At 72.9% G+C, this 20,636-nt stretch carries 13 protein-coding genes, 2 tRNA genes and 1 pseudogene; 2 read left to right on the forward strand and 14 right to left on the reverse strand.

Translation table 11 applies throughout. The annotated features are described in order from the left end of the window. Positions 1 to 90: 90 nt before the first annotated feature. From ABZ312_RS00335 to ABZ312_RS00345, 3 genes are all read right to left on the reverse strand, one after another. The gene (locus ABZ312_RS00335; protein WP_500358666.1) at positions 91 to 1,692 is read right to left on the reverse strand and encodes an MFS transporter; all 1,602 of its coding nucleotides are present in this window, start codon (positions 1,690 to 1,692) and stop codon (positions 91 to 93) included. 70 nt (positions 1,693 to 1,762) lie between these two features. Continuing rightward, complete coding sequence (locus ABZ312_RS00340) at positions 1,763 to 5,101, reverse strand: AfsR/SARP family transcriptional regulator (RefSeq protein WP_500436018.1); 3,339 nt, start codon at positions 5,099 to 5,101, stop codon at positions 1,763 to 1,765. Between the two features lie 97 nt (positions 5,102 to 5,198). Further along, a tRNA-Ala gene (locus tag ABZ312_RS00345) sits at positions 5,199 to 5,271 on the reverse strand. A gap of 111 nt (positions 5,272 to 5,382) precedes the next feature. Here ABZ312_RS00345 and ABZ312_RS00350 point away from each other — a divergent pair. Both ABZ312_RS00350 and ABZ312_RS00355 read left to right on the forward strand, forming a co-directional pair. After that, a complete protein-coding gene (locus tag ABZ312_RS00350; RefSeq protein ID WP_500331628.1) occupies positions 5,383 to 5,949 on the forward strand; it encodes a DNA-binding protein in 567 nt (188 codons plus the stop codon). Then, positions 5,942 to 7,189 carry a serine/threonine-protein kinase gene (locus ABZ312_RS00355; RefSeq protein WP_500436019.1) on the forward strand — a complete coding sequence of 416 codons (1,248 nt, stop codon included), beginning with the start codon at positions 5,942 to 5,944 and terminating at the stop codon, positions 7,187 to 7,189. Before ABZ312_RS00350 ends, ABZ312_RS00355 begins: the two co-directional genes overlap by 8 nt. On the opposite strand, the gene ABZ312_RS00360 is transcribed toward ABZ312_RS00355, so the two are convergent. The 11 genes and pseudogenes from ABZ312_RS00360 to dnaN form a co-directional block, all read right to left on the reverse strand. After that, positions 7,175 to 8,413: a hypothetical protein gene (locus ABZ312_RS00360; protein WP_500436021.1), complete on the reverse strand. Its 1,239-nt coding sequence runs from the start codon at positions 8,411 to 8,413 to the stop codon at positions 7,175 to 7,177. The genes ABZ312_RS00355 and ABZ312_RS00360 overlap by 15 nt on opposite strands. Continuing rightward, positions 8,410 to 10,299, reverse strand: coding sequence for a vWA domain-containing protein (locus ABZ312_RS00365; protein WP_500358662.1), 1,890 nt, complete (start codon positions 10,297 to 10,299; stop codon positions 8,410 to 8,412). Before ABZ312_RS00365 ends, ABZ312_RS00360 begins: the two co-directional genes overlap by 4 nt. 178 nt (positions 10,300 to 10,477) lie before the next feature. Further along, positions 10,478 to 10,618: a DLW-39 family protein gene (locus tag ABZ312_RS00370; protein ID WP_018559211.1), complete on the reverse strand. Its 141-nt coding sequence runs from the start codon at positions 10,616 to 10,618 to the stop codon at positions 10,478 to 10,480. 155 nt (positions 10,619 to 10,773) lie between these two features. Further along, positions 10,774 to 10,847, reverse strand: a tRNA-Ile gene (locus tag ABZ312_RS00375). Positions 10,848 to 10,895: 48 nt separating this feature from the next. After that, positions 10,896 to 11,612, reverse strand: coding sequence for a DUF3566 domain-containing protein (locus ABZ312_RS00380; protein ID WP_500332043.1), 717 nt, complete (start codon positions 11,610 to 11,612; stop codon positions 10,896 to 10,898). Between the two features lie 6 nt (positions 11,613 to 11,618). Beyond that, positions 11,619 to 14,210, reverse strand: coding sequence for a DNA gyrase subunit A (gene gyrA, locus ABZ312_RS00385; protein WP_500436023.1), 2,592 nt, complete (start codon positions 14,208 to 14,210; stop codon positions 11,619 to 11,621). Positions 14,211 to 14,253: 43 nt separating this feature from the next. Beyond that, positions 14,254 to 16,296, reverse strand: a complete 2,043-nt coding sequence (gene gyrB, locus ABZ312_RS00390) for a DNA topoisomerase (ATP-hydrolyzing) subunit B (RefSeq protein ID WP_500436024.1) — start codon at positions 16,294 to 16,296, stop codon at positions 14,254 to 14,256. A 270-nt stretch (positions 16,297 to 16,566) separates the two neighbouring features. Further along, positions 16,567 to 17,121: a DciA family protein gene (locus tag ABZ312_RS00395; protein ID WP_500332040.1), complete on the reverse strand. Its 555-nt coding sequence runs from the start codon at positions 17,119 to 17,121 to the stop codon at positions 16,567 to 16,569. Beyond that, entirely contained in the window at positions 17,118 to 18,248 is a 1,131-nt protein-coding gene (gene recF / locus ABZ312_RS00400; RefSeq protein ID WP_500332039.1) for a DNA replication/repair protein RecF, read from the reverse strand. The genes ABZ312_RS00395 and recF overlap by 4 nt, the downstream gene beginning before the upstream one ends. Positions 18,249 to 18,280: 32 nt before the next feature. Beyond that, positions 18,281 to 19,162 (reverse strand): annotated as a pseudogene (gene gnd / locus ABZ312_RS00405) (phosphogluconate dehydrogenase (NAD(+)-dependent, decarboxylating)); the annotation flags it as partial. Positions 19,163 to 19,241: 79 nt separating this feature from the next. Then, the gene (dnaN, locus tag ABZ312_RS00410) at positions 19,242 to 20,372 is read right to left on the reverse strand and encodes a DNA polymerase III subunit beta (RefSeq protein WP_500358659.1); all 1,131 of its coding nucleotides are present in this window, start codon (positions 20,370 to 20,372) and stop codon (positions 19,242 to 19,244) included. Positions 20,373 to 20,636 lie beyond the last annotated feature (264 nt).

Raw genomic sequence — 20,636 nt, forward strand, 5'->3', positions numbered from 1 at the left:
CGGTCCGGACACCGGCGGCGGTGCGACACGACCGGCAGGAGGGCGGCGGACCCGTGACGGGTCCCGCCGCCCTCCTGCCGTACGCACCCGTCACCGTCCGGAAGGCGCAGGCAGCGGCAGGACCTCCTCCTCGGCCTCTGGGTCGGCGATCTGCGCGGGCACCCCGCGCAGGGCGTACAGCGCCACGACGGCGCCGACCGCGAGCAGCGCCGCCCCCACCACGGTGGTGACCTGGACGCTGTGGCAGAAGGCGTCCTTCGCGGCCGCCAGCAGCGCGGCCCCGTCCGCCCTCGGCACCCGGGCGGCCGCCTCGGCGGCCCCGCCCACCGACTCGCGGGCGGCGTCCGCGGCACCTGCGGGCAGTCCCGCGGGAAGGGCGAGCGCGTCACGGTAGACCGCGCCGAGCAGCGAGCCGAGGACCGCGATGCCCAGCGAACCGCCCATCTCCATGGCGGTCTCCGAGACGGCGGCGGCCGCGCCCGTCCGCTCCTTGGGGGCACTCGCGAGGATCGTGTCGTTGGTGACCGAGACGATCAGGATGATGCCCGCGCCGTTGGCGACCAGCGGCGCCAGCAGCTCCCAGTACGGCGTCCCGGGCGTGGAGAGCCGGCCGAGCACCGCGGTGCTCGCGGCCAGCAGCACCAGGCCGAGGGCCACCACCCGCGCCCGGCCCAGCCGCGGGATCAGCGCGGTGGCCAGCGGAGCGGCGAAGGCCGCGGCCAGCGGGCCGGGGAGCAGCGCCAGCCCCGCGGTGAAGGGAGACCAGCCGCGGACGACCTGGAAGTACAGGGAGAAGGCGAGCGACAGCGTGGACGAGGCGAAGATCATGACCAGGTTGGCGCCGACGGCGCCGCTGAAGGCGGGGTTGCGGAACAGCCGCAGGTCGATCAGGGGCTCCTCGACCCGCACCTGGCGGCGGGCGAACAGCACCAGGGCCGCCGTCCCGATCGCCGCGGCGATCCAGACCGGCGCATGGTCCACGCCGTCCCGGAAACCCTCCTTGACGGCGTAGATGGCGCCCACGACACCGACGACCGACAGCGGCACGCCGATCCAGTCCAGCCGTCCCGGCCGGGGGTTGCGGGACTCCGGCAGCACCAGGGCGCCGGCCACGAGGACGACCGCCATGAGCGGGACGTTGATCAGGAAGACCGAGCCCCACCAGAAGTGGTCCAGCAGCAGACCGCCGACCACGGGGCCGAGCGCGAAGCTCGCGGCGGCGATGCCGCTGCTGATCCCGATGGCCGTGGTGCGCTCCTTGGCGTCGGTGAAGGCGTGGCGTACGACGGAGAGCGTCGAGGGCACCATCGCCGCCCCTGCGACGCCGAGCAGCGCGCGGCCGGCGATCAGCGCCCCGGGGTTCGGTGCGTAGGCGGTGAGCAGCGAGGCCACGCCGAAGGCGGCGGCGCCCAGCAGCATCATCCGCTTGCGGCCGAGCCGGTCGCCGAGGTTGCCCATGACGACCAGCAGGCCGCCCATGGCGAAGCCGTAGACGTCGGAGATCCACAGGATCTCGGTGCCGGACGGACCCATGTCCTTCAGCAGCGACGGGATGGCGTAGTTGAGCACGCTGTTGTCGATGCCGAGGAGCATGGCGGCCAGGCAGCAGACGGCGAGTGCGGCCCAGCGATGGCGGGCGGGGGCCGCGGGCGTCACGGCCGCGGCGTCGTGTGTGCGTGCGGGATTCGTCATGACCGACACGGTGCGCGCGGGCGCTGACCGGCCGCGCACCGTGCGCTGACCGGCGGCAGCCCGGGCCCGGTCAGCGCGTGGTCAGCCCGGTCAGTGCCCGCAGCGCCCGGTCGGCGGGGAGTCCCGCACCGCGCGCGTAGGCCTCCTGGTGGGCCGGGTCGCCGAGGGCGGCCCGTGCGGCGCCCTCGGTGCGGGCGGCGTCGGGACCGGCCGGCACCTCGGTGCCGCGCAGCGCACTTGCCACGCCCAGCAGTTCCGCAGCCCGTGCGGGGTCGCCCTCGGCGAGCGCGAGGCCGGCGAAGGCGTCGGCGAGGTTCGCCGCCAGCGGCAGGTCGCGGGCCCCGTGCTCCACACCCGCGGCCTCGCGCAAGTGCCCGCGGGCGCGGACGGTGTCGCCCTCCTCCTGGGCGATCCTGCCGAGGGCGATGTGCGCCTCGGCACGGGCGCTCTCGCCGGTGTACCAGCCGTCCAGGGACTCGGACAGGGCCAGCCCCGACAGCCGCCGCGCCTCGGCGAGGTCCCCGGTCAGCCGGGCGCACTCGCCGAGGCCCAGGTGGGCCCCGGCGAACATCTCCCGGGCGCCGCAACCGCGGGCGAGCTCCAGCCCGCGCGTGAAGTCGGCCCGGGCCTGCTCGTACCGTCCCGCCCGCAGGCCGCACCTGCCGCGTTCGCCGAGCAGCTCGGCGACGCTCTCGGTGGCGCCCAGCTCAGCGGCGTGACCGAGGGCCTCGTCGATCAGCCCCACGGCCCGCGCCACGTCACCGCGGGAGCCGGACAGCCAGGCCAGCTGTGTGAGGGCCATGGTGGCCCCCCAGCGGTCGCCCAGGGCGCGGAACCCGGCGAGGGCCCGGTCGAACTCCGTCTCGGCCGCGGCGATGTCACCGCCGACCATCCACGCGTGGAACCCCGAGCCGACGTGGACCAGGGCCCGCTGCCAGGGCTCGACGAGGCTCGCCGCGCCGTCCGCGTACCGGGCGTACGTCTCGTCGTCGGGCACTCCCGCGAAGGGCGCCCAGAGCAGGTTGAGCACGGGGTAGCGGCGGGCCATGCCGCCGAGCCCGGCGACGACGTCCGTGGCGGCCGCCAGGTGGACGGCGAGTTCGGCCTGATCCGCGGTGACGGAGGCGGCGGTGATCACGCACAGCGCGTACTCCTCGGCCAGCCCGGGCGGCGCACAAGGCCCGGTCACCGCCAGCAACTCGCTAGCAGGCCGGGCGCCCTCGTAGCGCATGCCGCGCAGCATCCAGTACGTGCACAGGGCCGCGAGCAGCCGCAGCGCCACGGCGGTGTCGCCCGCGGCCACCGAACCGCCCAGCGCGGCGTGCAGGTTGTCGTGGTCGGCCGCGAGCCGGCGCAGCCACTCCAGCTGCTCGGCCCGGCGCAGCCGCGGGTCGGCGGTCAGCGCCAGGTCGAGGAAGTACGCCGCGTGCGCCCGGCGCAGCGCCTCCGACTCGCCCGCCTCGGCGAGGCGTTCGGCGGCGTACGCCCTGATGGTCTGGAGCAGCCGGTAGCGCACACCGCCTCCGTCGCCGTCCGGACGGTCCACCACCACCAGCGACTTGTCGGCGAGGGAGGCGAGCAGGTCGAGCACGTCCTCGGCGTCGATGGCGTCGCCGTCCGCCGGGCCGGCCGCGGGTCCCGCGCAGATCGCCTCGGCGGCCGGGAGGGTCCAGCCCCCGGCGAAGACGGAGGCGCGGCGCAGCACGGTGCGCTCGTCCTCGGGCAGCAGCTCCCAGCTCCAGTCCACGACCCCGCGCAGGGTCCGCTGACGGGGCTGCGCGGTGCGACTGCCCCGGGAGAGCAACCGGAAGCGGTCGCCGGGCCCGGCGAGCACGTCACCGAGCCGGTCGGCGACGTCGGCGGCGGACAACGACCGCAGCCGGGCGGCGGCCAGCTCGATGGCGAGCGGGACGCCGTCCAGGGCCCGGCAGATCCGGGCGGCCTCCTCGGCGTCGGGCAGCCTGCCGGACGGACTCACGGCGGCGGCCCGCTCGAGGAGCAACCGGACGGCGGGGGAGCCGAGCACGTCCTCCTCGGGCGCGCCGGGGGCCGGCAGCGGCAGCGGTTCGAGCGGGCAGAGCGTCTCGCCGTTGACGCCGAGCGCCTCCCGGGTGGTCGCCAGGACCCGCACCCGCGGGCAGGCGGCCAGCAGCTCCGCGGTGATGCGGGCGACGTCGGCGATCAGGTGCTCGCAGTTGTCCAGCACGAGGAGCACGTCCCGGTCGGTCAGCGCGGCCGTGAGACGGGCGAGCGGCGAGCCCTCCGGCCCCCCGGCCTCCCGCCCGGCGGCCCCGGGGAGCAGACCCGCCTCCCGCAGGCCCAGGGCCCCCGCGATCGCCTGCGGCACCTCGGAGCCGTGGGTCAGCCCGGAGAGGTCCACGAAGCAGACCTCTCCCGTGTGCCGCCCGGCCGCCTCCACCGCGGTACGGGTCTTGCCCGCACCGCCCGGGCCGATCAGGGTGACCAGCCGGGCGTCACCGAGTCGCGCCCCGATCCGTGCCAGCTCCTGCTCACGGCCGATGAAGCTGGTCAGCTGGGCGGGCAGCGCGTGCCGGCGGAGCGGCGCGGACGGACTCCCGGCGGACGATGTTTCACGTGAAACACCCGAAGACCGGGCATCCGGCACGCCTTCGGTGCCCCCGGTGACCGCGGCAGGCGCGGTACGGGCGGGCACCGGCTCGCCGCGCAGCACCGCCAGATGCGCCTCCGCCAGTTCCGGACCCGGGTCGGCGCCGAGGGACTCGGCGAGTTCACGCCGTGCGTCCTCGTACACCCGCAGCGCCTCGGACTGGCGGCCGCAGCCGTACAGCGCCCGCATCAACTGGGCGCGCAGCCGTTCCCGCAGCGGGTACCGGGTGACCAGTTCCTGCAGTTCGGCGACGAGTTCCTGGTGGTGCCGTGCGTCCAGCGCCAGCTCGGCCGCGATGCGGTCCTCCACCGCCGCGATCCGCAGTTCCTCCAGCCGCGCCACCTGCGCCCGCGCGAAGGGCGCGTCGCCCACGTCCGCCAGGGCCGAGCCCCGCCACAGGTCCAGCGCACCGCGCAGCAGGCCCGCGGCCCGCCCGGGCTCACCCGCGGCCAGCGCCTCCCGCCCCTCGGCCGCGAGCCGCTCGAAGCGGTGCACGTCCACCTCGTCAGGGGTGACCACCAGCCGGTAGCCGCCCGGATGGCGCTCGATGGGCACGGCGACGGCCGCGCGCAGCCGCGAGACCTGGGACTGCAGCGCGTTGCCGACCCCGGCCGGCGGCTCGTCCCCGTACAGCCCGTCGATCAGCCGCTCGGTGCCGACGATCCGGCCCGGCTCCAGCAGCAACATCGCCAGCAGCGCCCGCCGGCCCGGGCCTCCGACGGCGGCGGTGCCCCCGTCGTCCCGCAGCGCTCTCGTCTCCCCCAGAATGCCGAACCGCACGCCGCCGATTCTGCCGTACGGGTCCGCGGCCGGCACCGGGCCCCGGGAACACGACAGGCCGGGACCTCCATGAGGTTCCCGGCCCGGTCGGACGGTGTGGAGCCTAGGGGAGTCGAACCCCTGACATCCGCCATGCAAAGACGGCGCTCTACCAACTGAGCTAAGGCCCCGTGCCGCAGACCAGCGTACCGGCTGCGGAGAGGATCACCGACCGAGTATCGGGGGTCCGTAGGATGACGGGCAAGTTCGCGGCCGCAAAGGTCCCCCGTCAGGAGCCCGCAATGGACAGCTCGCAGCCGGACGCCACCACCCGCGTCCAGGACATGCAGCGCACCTGGTACGGCGAGCCGCTCGGCGTGCTGTTCCGCCGCCTCATGGAGACCCTGGCGCTCAACCAGGCGCGGCTGGCGGGGGTGCTGGGGCTGTCGGCGCCGATGCTCTCCCAGTTGATGAGCGGGCAGCGCGCGAAGATCGGCAATCCCGCGGTCGTGCAGCGGCTCCAGGCGCTGCAGGAGCTCGCCGCGGAGGTGTCCGGCGGGACGGTGGCCGCGGCGGACGCCGTGCCGCGGATGGAGGAGATCCGCGGTTCCGAGGGCTCACCCCTGCTCGGCACCACCCAGAGCGCGACCGGAGCGCCGCTGCCGCCCGCGCGCAGGGTCGTCCACGAGATCCGCTCGCTGCTGCACGGGGTGGCCTCGCCCGCCGAGATCGCCGAGGCGGCCGATTCCCTCGCCCACCGCCACCCCCAACTGGCAGAGTTCCTCCGGGTGTACGGCGCCGGGCCGTCCGACGCGGCGGTCCGGGACTACGAGGCGCGGAAGCAGGGGGCGGACGCACGCCATGGGTGAGGTCTTCGCGGGCCGGTACGAACTGGTCGATCCGGTCGGGCGCGGCGGGGTGGGCGCGGTGTGGCGCGCCTGGGACCGGCGGCGCGGACGTTACGTGGCGGCCAAGGTGCTGCTGCATAGCGACGCCCACGCCCTGCTGCGCTTCGTCCGGGAGCAGGCGCTGCGCATCGACCACCCGCACGTCCTGGCCCCCACCAGCTGGGCGGCCGACGACGACAAGGTGCTGTTCACCATGGACCTGGTGCGCGGCGGCTCGCTGTCGCACCTCATCGGCGACTACGGTCCGCTGCCGGCGCGCTACGTCGGCGGCCTGCTCGACCAGTTGCTGTCCGGCCTGACGGCCGTGCACGCCGAGGGCGTGGTGCACCGGGACATCAAGCCCGCGAACCTCCTGATGGAGGCGACCGGCACCGGGCGCCCGCACCTGCGTCTGTCGGACTTCGGCATCGCCATGCGCAAGGGGGAGCCCCGGCTCACCGCGGCCAACTACGTCGTGGGCACCCCTGGTTACTTCGCCCCGGAACAGCTGCTCGGCGCCGAGCCCGACTTCCCCGCCGACCTGTACGCGACCGGGCTGGTCGCGCTCTACCTGCTGGGCGGCAGCAAGCCCGACGCGGAGGCGATCGTCACCCAGTACGTCCACGGCATGCCCCGGGCCCCGCAGGGCGTCCCCGGCCCGCTGTGGGAGGTGATCGGCACCCTGCTGCAGCCGGACCCGGAAGCCCGCTTCCGCACCGCCGCGGGGGCCCGCAAGGCCCTGGCGGCGGCGGTGGAGCTGCTGCCGGACCCCGAGCCGGACGAGGAGGCCGTCGAGGTCTTCGACCAGATCGGGCCGCTGCCCGCCGGCTTCTCCCCCGACGGACCGGTGGACCCGGCGCCGTCCGTGGAGGGGACCGGGAGCTTCCGCCTGCCGCCGCCCGCACCCGCCCCGCGGCCCGCCGCGACGGCTCCGACGCCGCCCACACTGCCGACGCAAGCGCCGGTCACCCCGGCGCCCACGCGTCCGTACACGGCCACCGTGGCGGGTGCCGGCGCCCCGGTGGCCGCCGCTGCCGCTGCCGCCGTCGCCGTCGCTCAGCCGCTGCCGCCGCCGATCGCACCGGCCGTGCCCGCCGCCCGGGCCGGTGCGCCGGCGCCGGCGCACCGGCCCGGCCCTCCCGCCAAGGTCGTCGTGCCGATGCTGCTCGTCGCGGTCCTCTGCTTCGCCTTCGGCTTCTGGGCCCTGTCAGCGTCCTCCTGAGACCGCGGCCGGCCCGCGCCGCGCGGCCACCGTCCAGACCGCGAGCGACAGCAGCAGCACGGTGCCGGCGCCCAGGGCCGCGAAGCTGAGGGCGCGCAGCAGCGGGTTCCCGGAGCCGGGCTCCCCGGGGAGGCCCAGGTCCTCGCCGGGGTCACCGTCGTACGACGGCCCCGCCTGCGCGGCGCCCTCGACGTTGATCCGCAAGGTGACCGGGACGGCGCCGTCGACGAAGCCCGCGACCTCCGGGTGCACCGACACCGCCAGGTAGTAGGAGCCGTCGAAACGGGCCGCCGCCACCGCGTCGCCGCTCTCGTAGCGGTTGGCGTAGGCGACCTTCCCGGTCGTGGCGGTGACGGAGGTCTGCTCGCCCGAGTAGGAGGCCGTGTCGCCGCCGATGAAGGCCCAGCGCGGGTTGTAGACCTCCACGCGCACACCGGAGCCGCTGTAGCCGCCCGGCTTCGTCACGTCCGCGTTGGCGAAGTCCGCCGCGGCCCAGGCCTGTTGTCCCCAGCCGACCGGTACCCGGTAGAAGCGCGTCTGCCCGGGCAGCACCTCGTCCTTCCAGACCCCGCTGCCGAGGGCCCCGGCATGGGCGAAGTCCGCGCCGCCGGTGGCCCCGCGGGCGGTGCCGCTCGCGGGCACCGGCGTCTGCGTGCCCGGGCTGAGGGCGGGGCCGGGCGTGGCGCCGCCGGTGAGCCCCGGCTCGTTGGTGAACCGGATCTGCAGCGGCCAGGGCGCGGCGTCCGAGGTGCCCTGCGAGGTGCGGGTCACCTCCAGGACGTACGCGTGCGCCTGCCGGCAGGGCCCGTCCTCGCCGATGGTCCGCTCGACCCAGGTGCCGATGGGCCGTGCCGCGCCGTCGGCGGAGAACGTCCGGCGGTCGCTGTCACAGCGGGTGCCGTCGGTGCTCGTCAGCGTCAGCTCGATGCCGTCCCCGTACGCCACCTCGGTGCCCGGGCGGGGCAGCGCGAAGACCGCGAGGTAGGCCGAGCGCACCGCGTCCAGGTCGAGGGCGTAGTTCTTGCCGCCCTCGTCCGCCGCCAGGCTGTCCCGGTACAGGACCCCGGGTTTGAGCTGCGGGGCGTCCGCGGTGCTGGCCCGCCCCCGTACCTCCTCGCCCTGCGGCTGCCAGGAGGGGACGGCCGGGTCGGCGTACGCCGCTCCCGCCGGTCCCGCCAGCAGCGCGAGAGCCGCCGCCACCGATGTGAGTGCCCTGCGGATCATGCCCCGTCCCTCCGCCTGCGGCCCAGCAGGGCCACCGTCCCGACCCCGACGAGCGCCACCGCGCCTCCCGCGGCCGCCGCCATCGCGTCGCGCGTCGTCATGAAGCCCCCGCCGTCCGCGGGGGCTGCGGCCGCTGTGGTGTCCCCGGCCGCCGCCCATTCCCCGCCGTCCCGGCCGGCGGCCGAACCGCCGCCGCGCGCGGGCGCGTCGTACTCCGGTCCGGCCAGTTCCGTCCCGGTCACGTCCACCCGCAGGACGACCCCCACCGCCGCGTTCCGCGCCAGCCCTGCCGCGCCCGGCCCGAGCGAGACCGCGACGTAGTGCTCGCCCGCCGTGCGGGCGCCCCGGGCGCCCCCGCCGGCGACCCAGCGGTTGGTCCAGGTCACGGGTACCGTGCCGAGCCCCACCGACAGCGGGCGCCCGTAGTAGCCGCGGCGTTGCGAGGCCCCGGAGGCGTCGCCCAGCGGCTGCCGTCCCGGCCCGTACGCGGCCGTCGCCACGAAGGACGAGGCCGTGGAACCACCCTTCTGGAGCGGTTCGTTGGCGAAGTCGGCGGTGTACGTCAGTCGCTGTCCCCAGCCGACCCGCACCTTGTAGAAGCGCGTCTGACCGGGCAGCAGCGTGTCCCGCCAGATGCCCCTGCCGAGCCGGCGCGCGTCGTTGAACCCCGTGCCGCCCTCGACGTCGCGCGGCGCGCCCGTCAGAGCCGCCGGCGGGTCCCCGTAACGGGTCGCGGCCGGTGCCGGGGTGGCACCCGCCGGGAACGGCCGCTCGGAGCCGTACCGCAGCTCCAGGGGCCAGCGGGCGCGGTCGGAGCCGGGGGCGCTGGTGCGGTGCACGGAGAGCACGTAGCGCCCCGCCCTGTCGCAGGCGCCGTCCCGGCCGTCGCCGGGAATCCGGCTGACGGCGCCGCCGATCACCATCGCGCCCTCGTCCTGCCCGAAGTGCGCGGTGTCCGAGCCGCAGGTGAGGGCGTACCTGCCGGTGCCCGCCAGCCGCAGCTCGACGCCGTCCCCGTACGCGGCCTTCACCCCCGGCCGCGGCACCGCGGTGACCGCCAGGTCGGCCGTGGAGGCCGCGTCCAGCGTCATCGCGTACCAGCGGGTCTCGCCGGGCCCGATGTCATCGACGTACTGGCCGGGGGACAGCCCGGGCGCACCGGTGGCGCTCGTCCCGCCGTCCACCCGCCGGCCCTGGAGGCGGTACGCGTCCGCGCTCAGCCGGGAGGCCCGCGTCAGCTGCCGTACGAGCGAGGCGGCGTCGGGGGCGTCCCGGTAGCTGCCGTGACCGGCCTCGGCGATGCACTCCAGCTGCTCGCGGGCGCCGCCGCGCACCTGGAAGCCGATGGTGTCGATCCGCAGGTCCACGCCCTGCCCGGCCAGCCGTGCCGCCACCTCGCAGGGCTCGGGCGCCCCGCAGGTGTCCTCGCCGTCGGAGACCAGCACGATCGTGCGCCGCCCGCCCTCGGGCAGGTCGGCGGCCGCCTTCTGCACCGACAGCCCGATGGGGGTGTCCCCTTGGGGCCGCACCCCGGCCACGGCCTGCTTCAGGGCGTCCCGGTCCAGCGGCCGTACGGGCTCCAGCAGACGGGTGTCGTCGCAGCCGTGCTCCTTGCCCGCGCCGTAGACCCGCAGTCCCGTCGGGTAGCCGTCCGGCAGGGCGTCCACGACGGCGCCGACGGCCTTCCTGGCCGCCGTCATGCGGGCGCCCGCCATGGAGCCGGAGGAGTCCAGCACCATGACCAGCCCGTCGCCGTCGTTCACGGCCTGGGCCCGGGCCCGGGCCGCCCCGGCCGGGCCCAGCAGGGCGGCCAGCACCAGCAGCCCGCACGCGGCCGCCCACAGCGGCGCCACGGGCCCGCACGGCAGCGCCTTCCCTCGTCGCATGTGCTGTTCCCCCTCGCACATCGTCGGCCTCAGCGAAGCTATTGATTTGCGACAGCAAATACAAGCGGATCGCATCACGGTCGGGCAACAACGCCCGGGCGACCACGGGCGGACATGACGAGGCCCCGACCACATCGTGATCGGGGCCTCGGGAATCCTTCGTCCGGGCTGTGCCGTCTCAGACGCTCGCGCCGGAACCCGCCGGAACGGAGTCCGTGGCCTCCGTCCACAGGTCCTGCTCGGCGCGGTCCGCCTGGATCTGGCGGTACACGAGGAGACCGCCGATGGCGGCCAGTGCGACCAGGAGAAACTTCTTCACCGCGCGACCTCGTCCTTCTTGCGTTGAGGGTCTTCCGACGGGCCCGACTATACACACCGGTCGATATCGAACGGTGACCTGCCACCGGAACCAACTGCGCGGACGCGGACAAGGAAACGGCCCGTACGGATGATCCGTACGGGCCGTTCACGCGGTGGGGCTAACAGGACTTGAACCTGTGGCCTCTTCCTTATCAGGGAAGCGCTCTAACCGTCTGAGCTATAGCCCCGCGCTGCGTTGAAAGATTAGCGCACCCGGGGCCGTGGCCCAAAATCGGTTACTCGTCCTCCGCCAGAGTCAGCTCGATCCCGCCCACCATGCCGGCCGACATGTTGTAGATGAAGGCGCCGAGCGTCGCCAGCGCCGTGGCCAGCACGACGTCGATGACCGCGATGACCGCCGTGAAGGTCAGCACGCGCGACAGCGACAGGAACGACACCAGGTCGAACCCGCCGTCCGAGCCGGAGGACGTCGCCTCGCTGAGCGTGCCGCCGACCGTGGTGAAGACGCCGATGGCGTCCATCACCATCCACAGCACCGCGACCGCGATGACCGTGCAGATGCCCAGCGCGATGGAGAGCAGGAAGCTGACCTTCATCACCGACCACGGGTCGGCCTTCGCCACCCGCAGCCGCGCCTTGCGCGTGCGCGGGACCGTACGGGCCGCAGGACGCGGCTGGCGGACGCCCGCGGTCGCGGGGGGCCCGGCCGGGGGCGCGTACGCCTGGGGCGGCTGGTGCGGGTCCTGGGTCAGCTGCGGCGCCTGCTGCGGCTGCTCGGCGACCGGGCCGGCGGGGCCACCGCCGTAGGTCTGCTGGTGCACAGCGTGCTGGTGCTGCGCTGGACGGGTGTCGGTCACGGTGATTCCCCCCTGGTGCGGGCCGTTGTCCGTACGTGGGCCAGGGGCACCGCCGATCGCGTCCGGAACGGCTGCCGGCATCGGCTGCCCTCCGTCCGCGCCCGTCCCACCCGCGGCGCCCTCGGCTCCACTCACGGCTTTCTACTCCTCCGACTCGGCGGCCAGGGGCTGCTCGCCCTCGGCCTCTTCGGCGGCGACGACCTCTTCGGCCTCCGCCCCCGCCTCGGCATTGCGGGCGACGCCCACGACTGCATCCTTTTTACCGAGGTTGATCAGTTGGACGCCCATGGTGTCACGCCCGGTTTCCCTGATCTCGTTGACACGGGTGCGGATCACACCGCCGCCGAGGGTGATGGCGAGGATCTCGTCGGTCTCCTCCACCACCAGCGCCCCGACCAGGGAACCCCGGTCCTCGACGATCTTGGCCGCCTTGATGCCGAGTCCGCCGCGCCCCTGGACCCGGTACTCGTCCACACTGGTGCGCTTGGCGTACCCGCCATCGGTGGCGGTGAAGACGAACGTACCCGGTCGCACGACATTCATCGAGAGCAGTTCGTCCCCTTCGCGGAAGCTCATGCCCTTCACGCCCGAGGTCGCACGGCCCATCGGCCGCAGCGACTCGTCCGTCGCGGTGAACCGGATGGACTGCGCCTTGCGGCTGACCAGCAGCAGGTCGTCGTCCGGGCCGACCAGCTCGGCGCCGATCAGCAGGTCCTCGCTGCCGTCCTCGGTCTCCCGCAGGTTGATCGCGATGACACCGCCCGAGCGGGGGGAGTCGTAGTCCTTCAGCGAGGTCTTCTTCACCAGGCCCGACCGGGTGGCGAGCACCAGGTAGGGCGCCGCGTTGTAGTCGCGGATGGCCAGCACCTGGGCGATCTGCTCGTCGGGCTGGAAGGCCAGCAGGTTCGCCACGTGCTGCCCGCGGGCGTCGCGCCCGGCGTCCGGCAGCTCGTACGCCTTGGCGCGGTAGACCCGGCCCTTGTTGGTGAAGAACAGCAGCCAGTGGTGGGTGGTGGTGACGAAGAAGTGGTCGACGATGTCGTCTTCCCGCAGCTTCGTGCCGCGCACGCCCTTGCCACCGCGCTTCTGCGAGCGGTAGTCGTCCGTCTTGGTGCGCTTGACGTAGCCGCCACGGGTGATCGTGACGACGATGTCCTCCTCTGCGATCAGGTCCTCGATGGACATGTCACCGTCGAAGGGGACCAGGGCCGAGCGCCGGTCGTCGCCGAACTTCTCGACGATCGCCGTCAGCTCCGTGCTGATGATGCCGCGCTGCAGCTCGGGCGAGGCCAGGATGCGGTTGTACTCGTTGATCTTCGCCTGGAGCTCGTCGTGCTCCTGGACGATCTTCTGCCGCTCCAGGGCCGCCAGGCGGCGCAGCTGCATCTCCAGGATCGCGTTGGCCTGGATCTCGTCGATCTCCAGCAGGCCCATCAGGCCTTCACGCGCCACGTCCACGGTCGCGCTGCGCCGGATCAGGGCGATGACCTCGTCGATCGCGTCCAAGGCCTTCAGCAGACCGCGCAGGATGTGGGCGCGCTCCTCGGCCTTGCGCAGCCGGAACCGCGTCCGGCGGACGATGACCTCGATCTGGTGGGTCACCCACTGCTTGATGAACTGGTCCAGCGAGAGCGTGCGCGGCACGCCGTCCACCAGCGCCAGCATGTTGGCGCCGAAGTTCGTCTGCAGGTCGGTGTGCTTGTAGAGGTTGTTCAGCACCACCTTGGCGACGGCATCGCGCTTGAGCACGATCACCAGGCGCTGTCCGGTGCGCGAGGAGGTCTCGTCGCGGACGTCGGCGATGCCGCCGACCCGGCCGTCCTTCACCAGGTCGGCGATCTTCTGCGCCAGGTTGTCCGGGTTGACCTGGTACGGCAGCTCGGTGACGACCAGGCACTGCCGGCCCTGGATCTCCTCGACCTCGACGACCGCGCGCATCGTGATGGAGCCGCGGCCCGTGCGGTACGCCTCCTCGATGCCCTTGCGGCCCACCACCAGGGCGCCGGTCGGGAAGTCGGGGCCCTTGATGCGCTCGATGAGGGCCTCGAGCAGTTCCTCGTTGGACGCCTCCGGGTTGGCCAGGTACCACTGGGCGCCCTCGGCGACCTCGCGCAGGTTGTGCGGCGGGATGTTGGTCGCCATGCCGACCGCGATGCCGGCGGAGCCGTTGATCAGCAGGTTGGGGAAGCGCGACGGCAGGACCGTCGGCTCCTGGTTGCGGCCGTCGTAGTTGTCCTGGAAGTCGACGGTGTCCTCGTCGATGTCCCGGACCATCTCCATGGACAGCGGCGCCATCTTGCACTCGGTGTACCGCATGGCGGCGGCCGGGTCGTTGCCCGGGGAACCGAAGTTGCCGTTGCTGTCGACCAGCGGCATGCGCATCGACCACGGCTGGGCCAGGCGCACCAGCGCGTCGTAGATCGAGGAGTCGCCGTGCGGGTGGTAGGTACCCATGACGTCGCCGACGACACGGGCGCACTTGTAGAAGCCGCGCTCCGGGCGGTAGCCGCCGTCGTACATCGCGTACAGCACGCGGCGGTGGACGGGCTTGAGGCCGTCCCGGACGTCGGGCAGCGCGCGCGAGACGATGACGGACATCGCGTAGTCGAGGTAACTGCGCTGCATCTCCGTCTCGAGGCCCACGGCCTCGATCCGCGTCGTGGTGTCCGCCTCGGCGGCGCCCGCGGCGTCCTGCGGGGTGCCGGGCGTGACAGGGGTGTTCTCGTCGGCCATTGCTGGTCAAAGTCCTTTCGGGCGGCGGCTGATGGGGGCCGACTCAGATGTCGAGGAAGCGGACATCCTTGGCGTTGCGCTGGATGAAGGAGCGCCGGGCCTCGACGTCCTCGCCCATCAGCACCGAGAACAGGTCGTCGGCGAGGGCCGCGTCGTCCAGGGTGACCTGGCCGAGCACACGGTGGTCGACGTCCATCGTGGTGACCCGCAGTTCCTCGGCGTTCATCTCGCCGAGGCCCTTGAAGCGCTGAATCGAGTCCTCGCGCACGCGCTTGCCGTTCTGGCGGCCCAGCTCGATCAGGGCGTCGCGCTCGGAGTCGGAGTACGCGTACTCGAAGTCGTCCCGGCCCCACTTGATCTTGTAGAGCGGGGGACGGGAGAGGTACACGTGGCCCGCCTCGACCAGCGGCCGCATGAAGCGGAAGAGGAAGGTCAGCAGCAGGGTGTTGATGTGCTGGCCGTCCACGTCGGCGTCCGCCATCAGGATGATCTTGTGATAGCGCAGCTTCGAGATGTCGAAGTCCTCGTGCACACCGGTGCCGAAGGCCGAGATCAGCGCCTGGATCTCGGTGTTCTGCAGGATCTTGTCGATCCGCGCCTTCTCCACGTTCAGGATCTTGCCGCGGATCGGGAGGATCGCCTGGTACTGCGGGTTGCGGCCGGACTTGGCCGAGCCGCCGGCGGAGTCACCCTCGACGATGAAGATCTCGCACTTGGCGGGGTCGTTGGACTGGCAGTCGCTCAGCTTGCCCGGCAGCGACGCCGTCTCCAGCAGGCCCTTGCGACGCGTCAGGTCGCGCGCCTTGCGGGCCGCGACGCGGGCGGTGGCCGCCTGGATGGACTTGCGGATGATGTCCGAGGCCTCGTTGGGGTTGCGGTCCAGCCAGTCCGTCAGGTGCTCGTGCACGACCTTCTGGACGAAGGTCTTCGCCTCGGTGTTGCCGAGCTTGGTCTTCGTCTGGCCCTCGAACTGCGGCTCGCCCAGCTTGACCGAGATGATCGCGGTCAGACCCTCGCGGATGTCCTCACCGGTGAGGTTGTCGTCCTTCTCGCGGAGCAGCTTCTTCTCGCGCGCGTACTTGTTGACCAGCGTGGTCAGCGCGGCGCGGAAGCCCTCCTCGTGGGTGCCGCCCTCGTGGGTGTGGATGGTGTTGGCGAAGCTGTAGACACCCTCGCTGTACTGGGTGTTCCACTGCATCGCGACCTCGACGGAGAGCAGCCGCTCCTTGTCCTCCGCGTCGATGTCGATCACCGACGGGTGGACCGGCTCGCCCTTGCGCGAGTTCAGGTACTTCACGAAGTCGACGATGCCGCCCTCGTAGTGGTACGCGACCGAACGCGGCTGGCCCTCGTTCTCCACGTCCGCGTGCTCGGGACGCTCGTCGGTCAGCGAGATGGTCAGGCCCTTGTTGAGGAAGGCCATCTCCTGGAAGCGCCGCGACAGCGTCTCGAAGGAGTACTCGGTGGTCTCGAAGATGTCACCGTCGGCCCAGAAGGTCACGGTGGTGCCGGTCTCCGCGACCGGCTCGTTCTTCTGCAGCGGGGCGGTGGGCACACCGAGCTTGTAGTCCTGGGTCCAGCGGAAGCCCTCACGCTTGACCTCGACCGCGACCTTGTTCGACAGCGCGTTCACGACCGAGACGCCGACGCCGTGCAGACCGCCGGAGACGGCGTAGCCGCCGCCGCCGAACTTGCCGCCCGCGTGCAGCACCGTGAGCACGACCTCGACGGCGGGCTTTCCCTCGGACGGGACGATGTCCACCGGGATGCCGCGGCCGTTGTCGACCACGCGCACGCCGCCGTCGGGGAGGATCGTGACGTTGATGGTGTCCGCGTGACCGGCCAGTGCCTCGTCGACGGAGTTGTCGACGACCTCGTACACCAGGTGGTGCAGGCCGCGCTCGCCCGTCGAGCCGATGTACATGCCCGGGCGCTTGCGAACCGCGTCCAAGCCCTCAAGGACGGTGATCGCGCTGGCGTCGTACGCCCCGCCGGTGGCGGGCGCGGCGGAGCCGTCAGCTGCGGACGTATTGATCTCGTTGGGGTTGCCGGAATCGGCCACGAAGCGCCCTTTCTGGCACAGCATGAGCGGGGTCCCGCGGCGCGGAACCGGCTGCATCACTCGACATCGTTCGACTGGTCCCGCTGGGGTCCCCCGGTGCCGGAGGCCAGGGGCGGGCGGTACTGCTACCAGTCTACCGGTAGCGCCGACATAGATGGGGCTTTGGCGGTACCTGAGTTCCCGTGTACCCGACGGAAGTACCTCCAGCCGACTCCCCACACGCGGACCGGGTCCCAAAACGGCTCACGCGGGCGCACAGGGCTTCGACCCGATTACGCACAGCAGGTTCCCGGCCTATCCGTACGTATCGCCCGGCCCACGGCTCCCGGGAGCACGCAGACGGCCGTACGAACGCACCGGTCCTCCCGGCCCCAGGACCTTGATCAACTTCACGGTGCCGTGCCCGAGATCGGCGTTCAGCCTGGCCACGAGCGTCGGGGCGAGCAGCCGCAGCTGGGTCGCCCAGGCCGTGGAGTCGCACTGCACCGTGAGGACCCGTTCCTCCTCGTCGTACCGCTGCGGCTGGCAGTGCAGGGCCACGTCGTCGCCCACCAGTTCCGGCCAGCGGCCCATCACGCCGCCCACCGCCGCGGGGGCCTCCCAGCCGCGCTCGGTGATCAGCCGGCTGATCGCGGCGCCCAGGGGCAGCGGGTCCCGCCCGTCCGCCCGCGCACCACTGCGCAGGCCTCCGCGCCGGGCCTGCTTCTTCTGCTGGGCGGCCGCGCCCCTCGCGCGGGCCTGCTCCTTGGCGGCGCGCAGCGCGACCCTGGCCAGGTCGACGCCGGACACCGGCTTGTCCTGGGCGCCCGGCTCCTGCCCCGGCTGCTGAGGTGGCTGCTGGTCCGTCATGCCCGCTCCACGCCGCCGTCCTCCACCGCGTACCGGGCGCCGACCAGCACGTCCGGCACGTCGTCGTCCACCGCCGCCGTCACCAGCACCTGCTCACCGGGGGCCACCAGCTCCGCCAGCCGGGTGCGGCGCCGGGCGTCGAGCTCGGCGAAGACGTCGTCGAGCACCAGCACCGGTTCGCCGCCGTCGGCGCGCAGCAGGTCGTACGAGGCCAGGCGCAGCGCCAGCGCGTACGACCAGGACTCGCCGTGGCTCGCGTACCCCTTGGCGGGGAGCTGTCCCAGCTTGAGGGAGAGGTCGTCCCGGTGCGGACCGACCAGGGTCACCCCGCGCTCGATCTCCTGCTTTCGGGCCTCGCCCAGGGCCTCCAGCAGCAGTCCGTACAGCTGCTCGCGGCCCGACGCCCCGGCGATCCGTTCGCCGATCGAACTGCGGTACTCCAGGACGACGGGGCCCCCGCCCGGTGCCAGCTGCTCGTACGCCTTGTCCGCCAGCGGCTGCAGGGCCTGGGTGAGGTCCAGGCGCTGGGCCAGCAGCTCGGCGCCGGCCCTGGCCAGGTGCTGGTCCCAGATGTCGAGCGTGGACAGGTCGGCCCCGCGGCCGCCGTGGCGGCGGGCCATGGCGGCCGACTTCAGCAGGGTGTTGCGCTGCTTGAGGACCCGCTCGTAGTCGCTGCGGACGCCCGCCAGCCGGGGCGCCCGGGCGGTGAGCAGCTCGTCGAGGAAGCGCCGGCGCTCCCCGGGGTCGCCCTTGACCAGGGCCAGGTCCTCGGGGGCGAAGAGCACCGTCCTGACTATCCCCAGCAGGTCGCGCGGGCGGACCTGGGAGGAGCGGTTGAGCCGGGCCCGGTTGGAGCGGCCCGGATTGATCTCCAGCTCGATCAGCTGTTGCCGCTCGCCCTGCACCACGGACGCCCGCACGATCGCCCGGTCCGCGCCCATCCGCACCAGCGGGGCGTCGCTCGCGACCCGGTGACTGCCGAGGGTCGCCAGGTAACCGACCGCCTCGACCAGGTTGGTCTTGCCCTGGCCGTTGGGGCCGACGAAGGCGGTGACGCCCGGGTCGAGCGGGACCTCGACCCGGGCGTAGGAACGGAAGTCGGCGAGCGACAGATGCGCGACGTGCATGGCTGCGCGCCGCCTCCTTCCCGTGGGTGTGACTAGTGCTTCTCGACGGCGTGGCCGCCGAACTGGTTGCGCAGCGCGGCGATCATCTTCATCTGCGGGGAGTCGTCCTGGCGGGACGCGAAGCGGGCGAAGAGCGACGCGGTGATCGCGGGCAGCGGCACGGCGTTGTCGATGGCCGCCTCGACGGTCCAGCGGCCCTCGCCGGAGTCCTCGGCGTACCCCTTGAGCTTGGCGAGGTGCTCGTCCTCGTCGAGGGCGTTGACGGCCAAATCCAGCAGCCAGGAGCGGATGACGGTGCCCTCCTGCCAGGAGCGGAACACCTCGCGCACGTCGGTGACCGAGTGGACCTTCTCCAGCAGCTCCCAGCCCTCGGCGTAGGCCTGCATCATGGCGTACTCGATGCCGTTGTGGACCATCTTGGCAAAGTGGCCGGCGCCCACCTTGCCGGCGTGGACGGAACCGAAGTTCCCCACCGGCTTGAGGGCGTTGAATACCGGCTGCACCCTCTCGACGTGCTCGGGCTCGCCGCCGTACATCAGCGCGTAGCCGTTCTCCAGGCCCCAGACGCCGCCGGAGACACCGCAGTCGACGAAGCCGATGCCCTTGGCGGCCAGCTCCTCGGCGTGCTTCTCGTCGTCCGTCCAGCGGGAGTTGCCGCCGTCGACGACCACGTCACCGGGGGAGAGCAGGTCGCCGAGCTCGTCGATCGTCGCCTGGGTCGCGGCGCCGGCCGGCACCATCACCCACACCACCCGCGGGGCCGCGAGCTTGTCCACAAGTTCCTGCAGGCTGTGGACATCGGCGAGATCCGGGTTGCGGTCGTAGCCGACGACAGTGTGACCGGCCTGGCGGATGCGCGTGCGCATGTTCCCGCCCATCTTGCCGAGACCGATGAGACCGAGCTCCATCGTTGATCCTTCGTTCGAAGCCTGCCTGACCTACGTCGAGCCTACGTCGGTACCTGCAGGGCGACGCGACCGGACAGGCCTCGCGTCAGCCTGACAGCCGGACCGGCATGATCAGGTACTTGTACGCGTCGTCGGCCTCGGCGTCGACCGCCGGACGGCCGCTGAGCAGCGCGGGCTTGGTCGACGTGGTGAACGACAGCTGCGCCACCGGCGAATCGATCGCGCTCAGGCCGTCCAGCAGGAAGGTCGGGTTGAAGGCGATCGAGATGTCGTCGCCCTCCAGCTTGGCGTCCACACGCTCCACAGCCTGTGCGTCGTCGCTGGAACCCGCCTCCAGGGTCAGCACGCCCTGCTCGAAGCTCAGCCGGACCGGAGTGTTGCGCTCGGCCACCAGGGCCACGCGCTTGACGGCCTCGACGAACGGAGCGGTCTCGATCACCGCGACGGAGTTGAACTCGGTCGGGAAGAGCGTCCGGTACTTCGGCAGGTCGCCCTCGAGCAGGCGGGTGGTGGTGCGGCGGCCCGCGCCCTCGAAGCCGATCAGACCCTCGCCCGCGCCGGAGCCGGCCAGGGCGATGGCGACCGAGTCGCCGTTGGTGAGGGACTTGGCGGTGTCCAGCAGCGTCTTGGCGGGCACCAGGGCGACCGCGGAGATGTCCGGGGTCTCCGGCTTCCACAGGAACTCGCGGACCGCGAAGCGGTAGCGGTCGGTGGCGGCCAGGGTGACCGTGTCGCCCTCGATCTCGATCCGCACACCGGTGAGCACCGGCAGGGTGTCGTCACGGCCGGCGGCGATCGCGACCTGGGCGGCGGCCGCGGCGAAGACCTCGCCGGGGACGGTGCCGGAGGCGGTCGGCATCGCGGGCAGCGCCGGGTACTCCTCCACAGGCAGGGTGTGGAGTGTGAATCGCGAGCTGCCGCAGACGACGCTCACGCGCACGCCGTCGGTGGCGATCTCCACAGGCCTGTTGGGGAGCGCCCGCGAGATGTCGGCGAGCAGCCGGCCGGAGACCAGGACGGTGCCGTCCTCCTCGACGTCCGCCTCCACGGAGACGCGGGCCGAGACCTCGTAGTCGAAGCCGGACAGGCTCAGCTGGCCTTCCTCGGCCTTCAGCAGCAGGCCCGCCAGGACCGGCACCGGGGGACGGGCCGGGAGACTGCGGGCCGCCCAGGCCACTGCCTCCGCGAGTACATCGCGCTCCACCCGGATCTTCACCGGAACCGCCTCCTGCTGTTGCTGGCTGTCTGTGGCCGACTGTCTCTTGGCCCTGCTGGCCCTCTTGCCGGAGAACAGTCTGACAGCCGCCACGGACATGCGGTGCGGGTTGCGGTCAAGCCGGAGGGCGGGGAGGCGGACGGCCCGCGGCTCGGTTGTGCACAGGCCCCACTTCGAAGCAGGTTCCCCGGTAACTATCCCTGGTCGTAGTAATAGGGGGTGTGGATACCGTGGATAAGTGGTCCCGGTGCAGGTCAGGCCCTG

The sequence above is a fragment of the Streptomyces sp. NPDC006207 genome (assembly GCF_040613835.1).
In the GTDB taxonomy this organism is placed as follows: domain Bacteria; phylum Actinomycetota; class Actinomycetes; order Streptomycetales; family Streptomycetaceae; genus Actinacidiphila.

Excerpts from the sequence above, each read along its gene's own strand:
- ABZ312_RS00395 (WP_500332040.1), bottom strand. The coding sequence starts at position 17,121 with ATGACGGACCAGCAGCCACCTCAGCAGCCGGGGCAGGAGCCGGGCGCC.
- ABZ312_RS00360 (WP_500436021.1), bottom strand. The coding sequence starts at position 8,413 with ATGATCCGCAGGGCACTCACATCGGTGGCGGCGGCTCTCGCGCTGCTG.
- ABZ312_RS00335 (WP_500358666.1), bottom strand. The coding sequence starts at position 1,692 with ATGACGAATCCCGCACGCACACACGACGCCGCGGCCGTGACGCCCGCG.
- recF (WP_500332039.1), bottom strand. The coding sequence starts at position 18,248 with ATGCACGTCGCGCATCTGTCGCTCGCCGACTTCCGTTCCTACGCCCGG.
- ABZ312_RS00350 (WP_500331628.1), top strand. The coding sequence starts at position 5,383 with ATGGACAGCTCGCAGCCGGACGCCACCACCCGCGTCCAGGACATGCAG.
- gyrA (WP_500436023.1), bottom strand. The coding sequence starts at position 14,210 with ATGGCCGACGAGAACACCCCTGTCACGCCCGGCACCCCGCAGGACGCC.
- ABZ312_RS00365 (WP_500358662.1), bottom strand. The coding sequence starts at position 10,299 with ATGCGACGAGGGAAGGCGCTGCCGTGCGGGCCCGTGGCGCCGCTGTGG.
- ABZ312_RS00355 (WP_500436019.1), top strand. The coding sequence starts at position 5,942 with ATGGGTGAGGTCTTCGCGGGCCGGTACGAACTGGTCGATCCGGTCGGG.
- gyrB (WP_500436024.1), bottom strand. The coding sequence starts at position 16,296 with ATGCTGTGCCAGAAAGGGCGCTTCGTGGCCGATTCCGGCAACCCCAAC.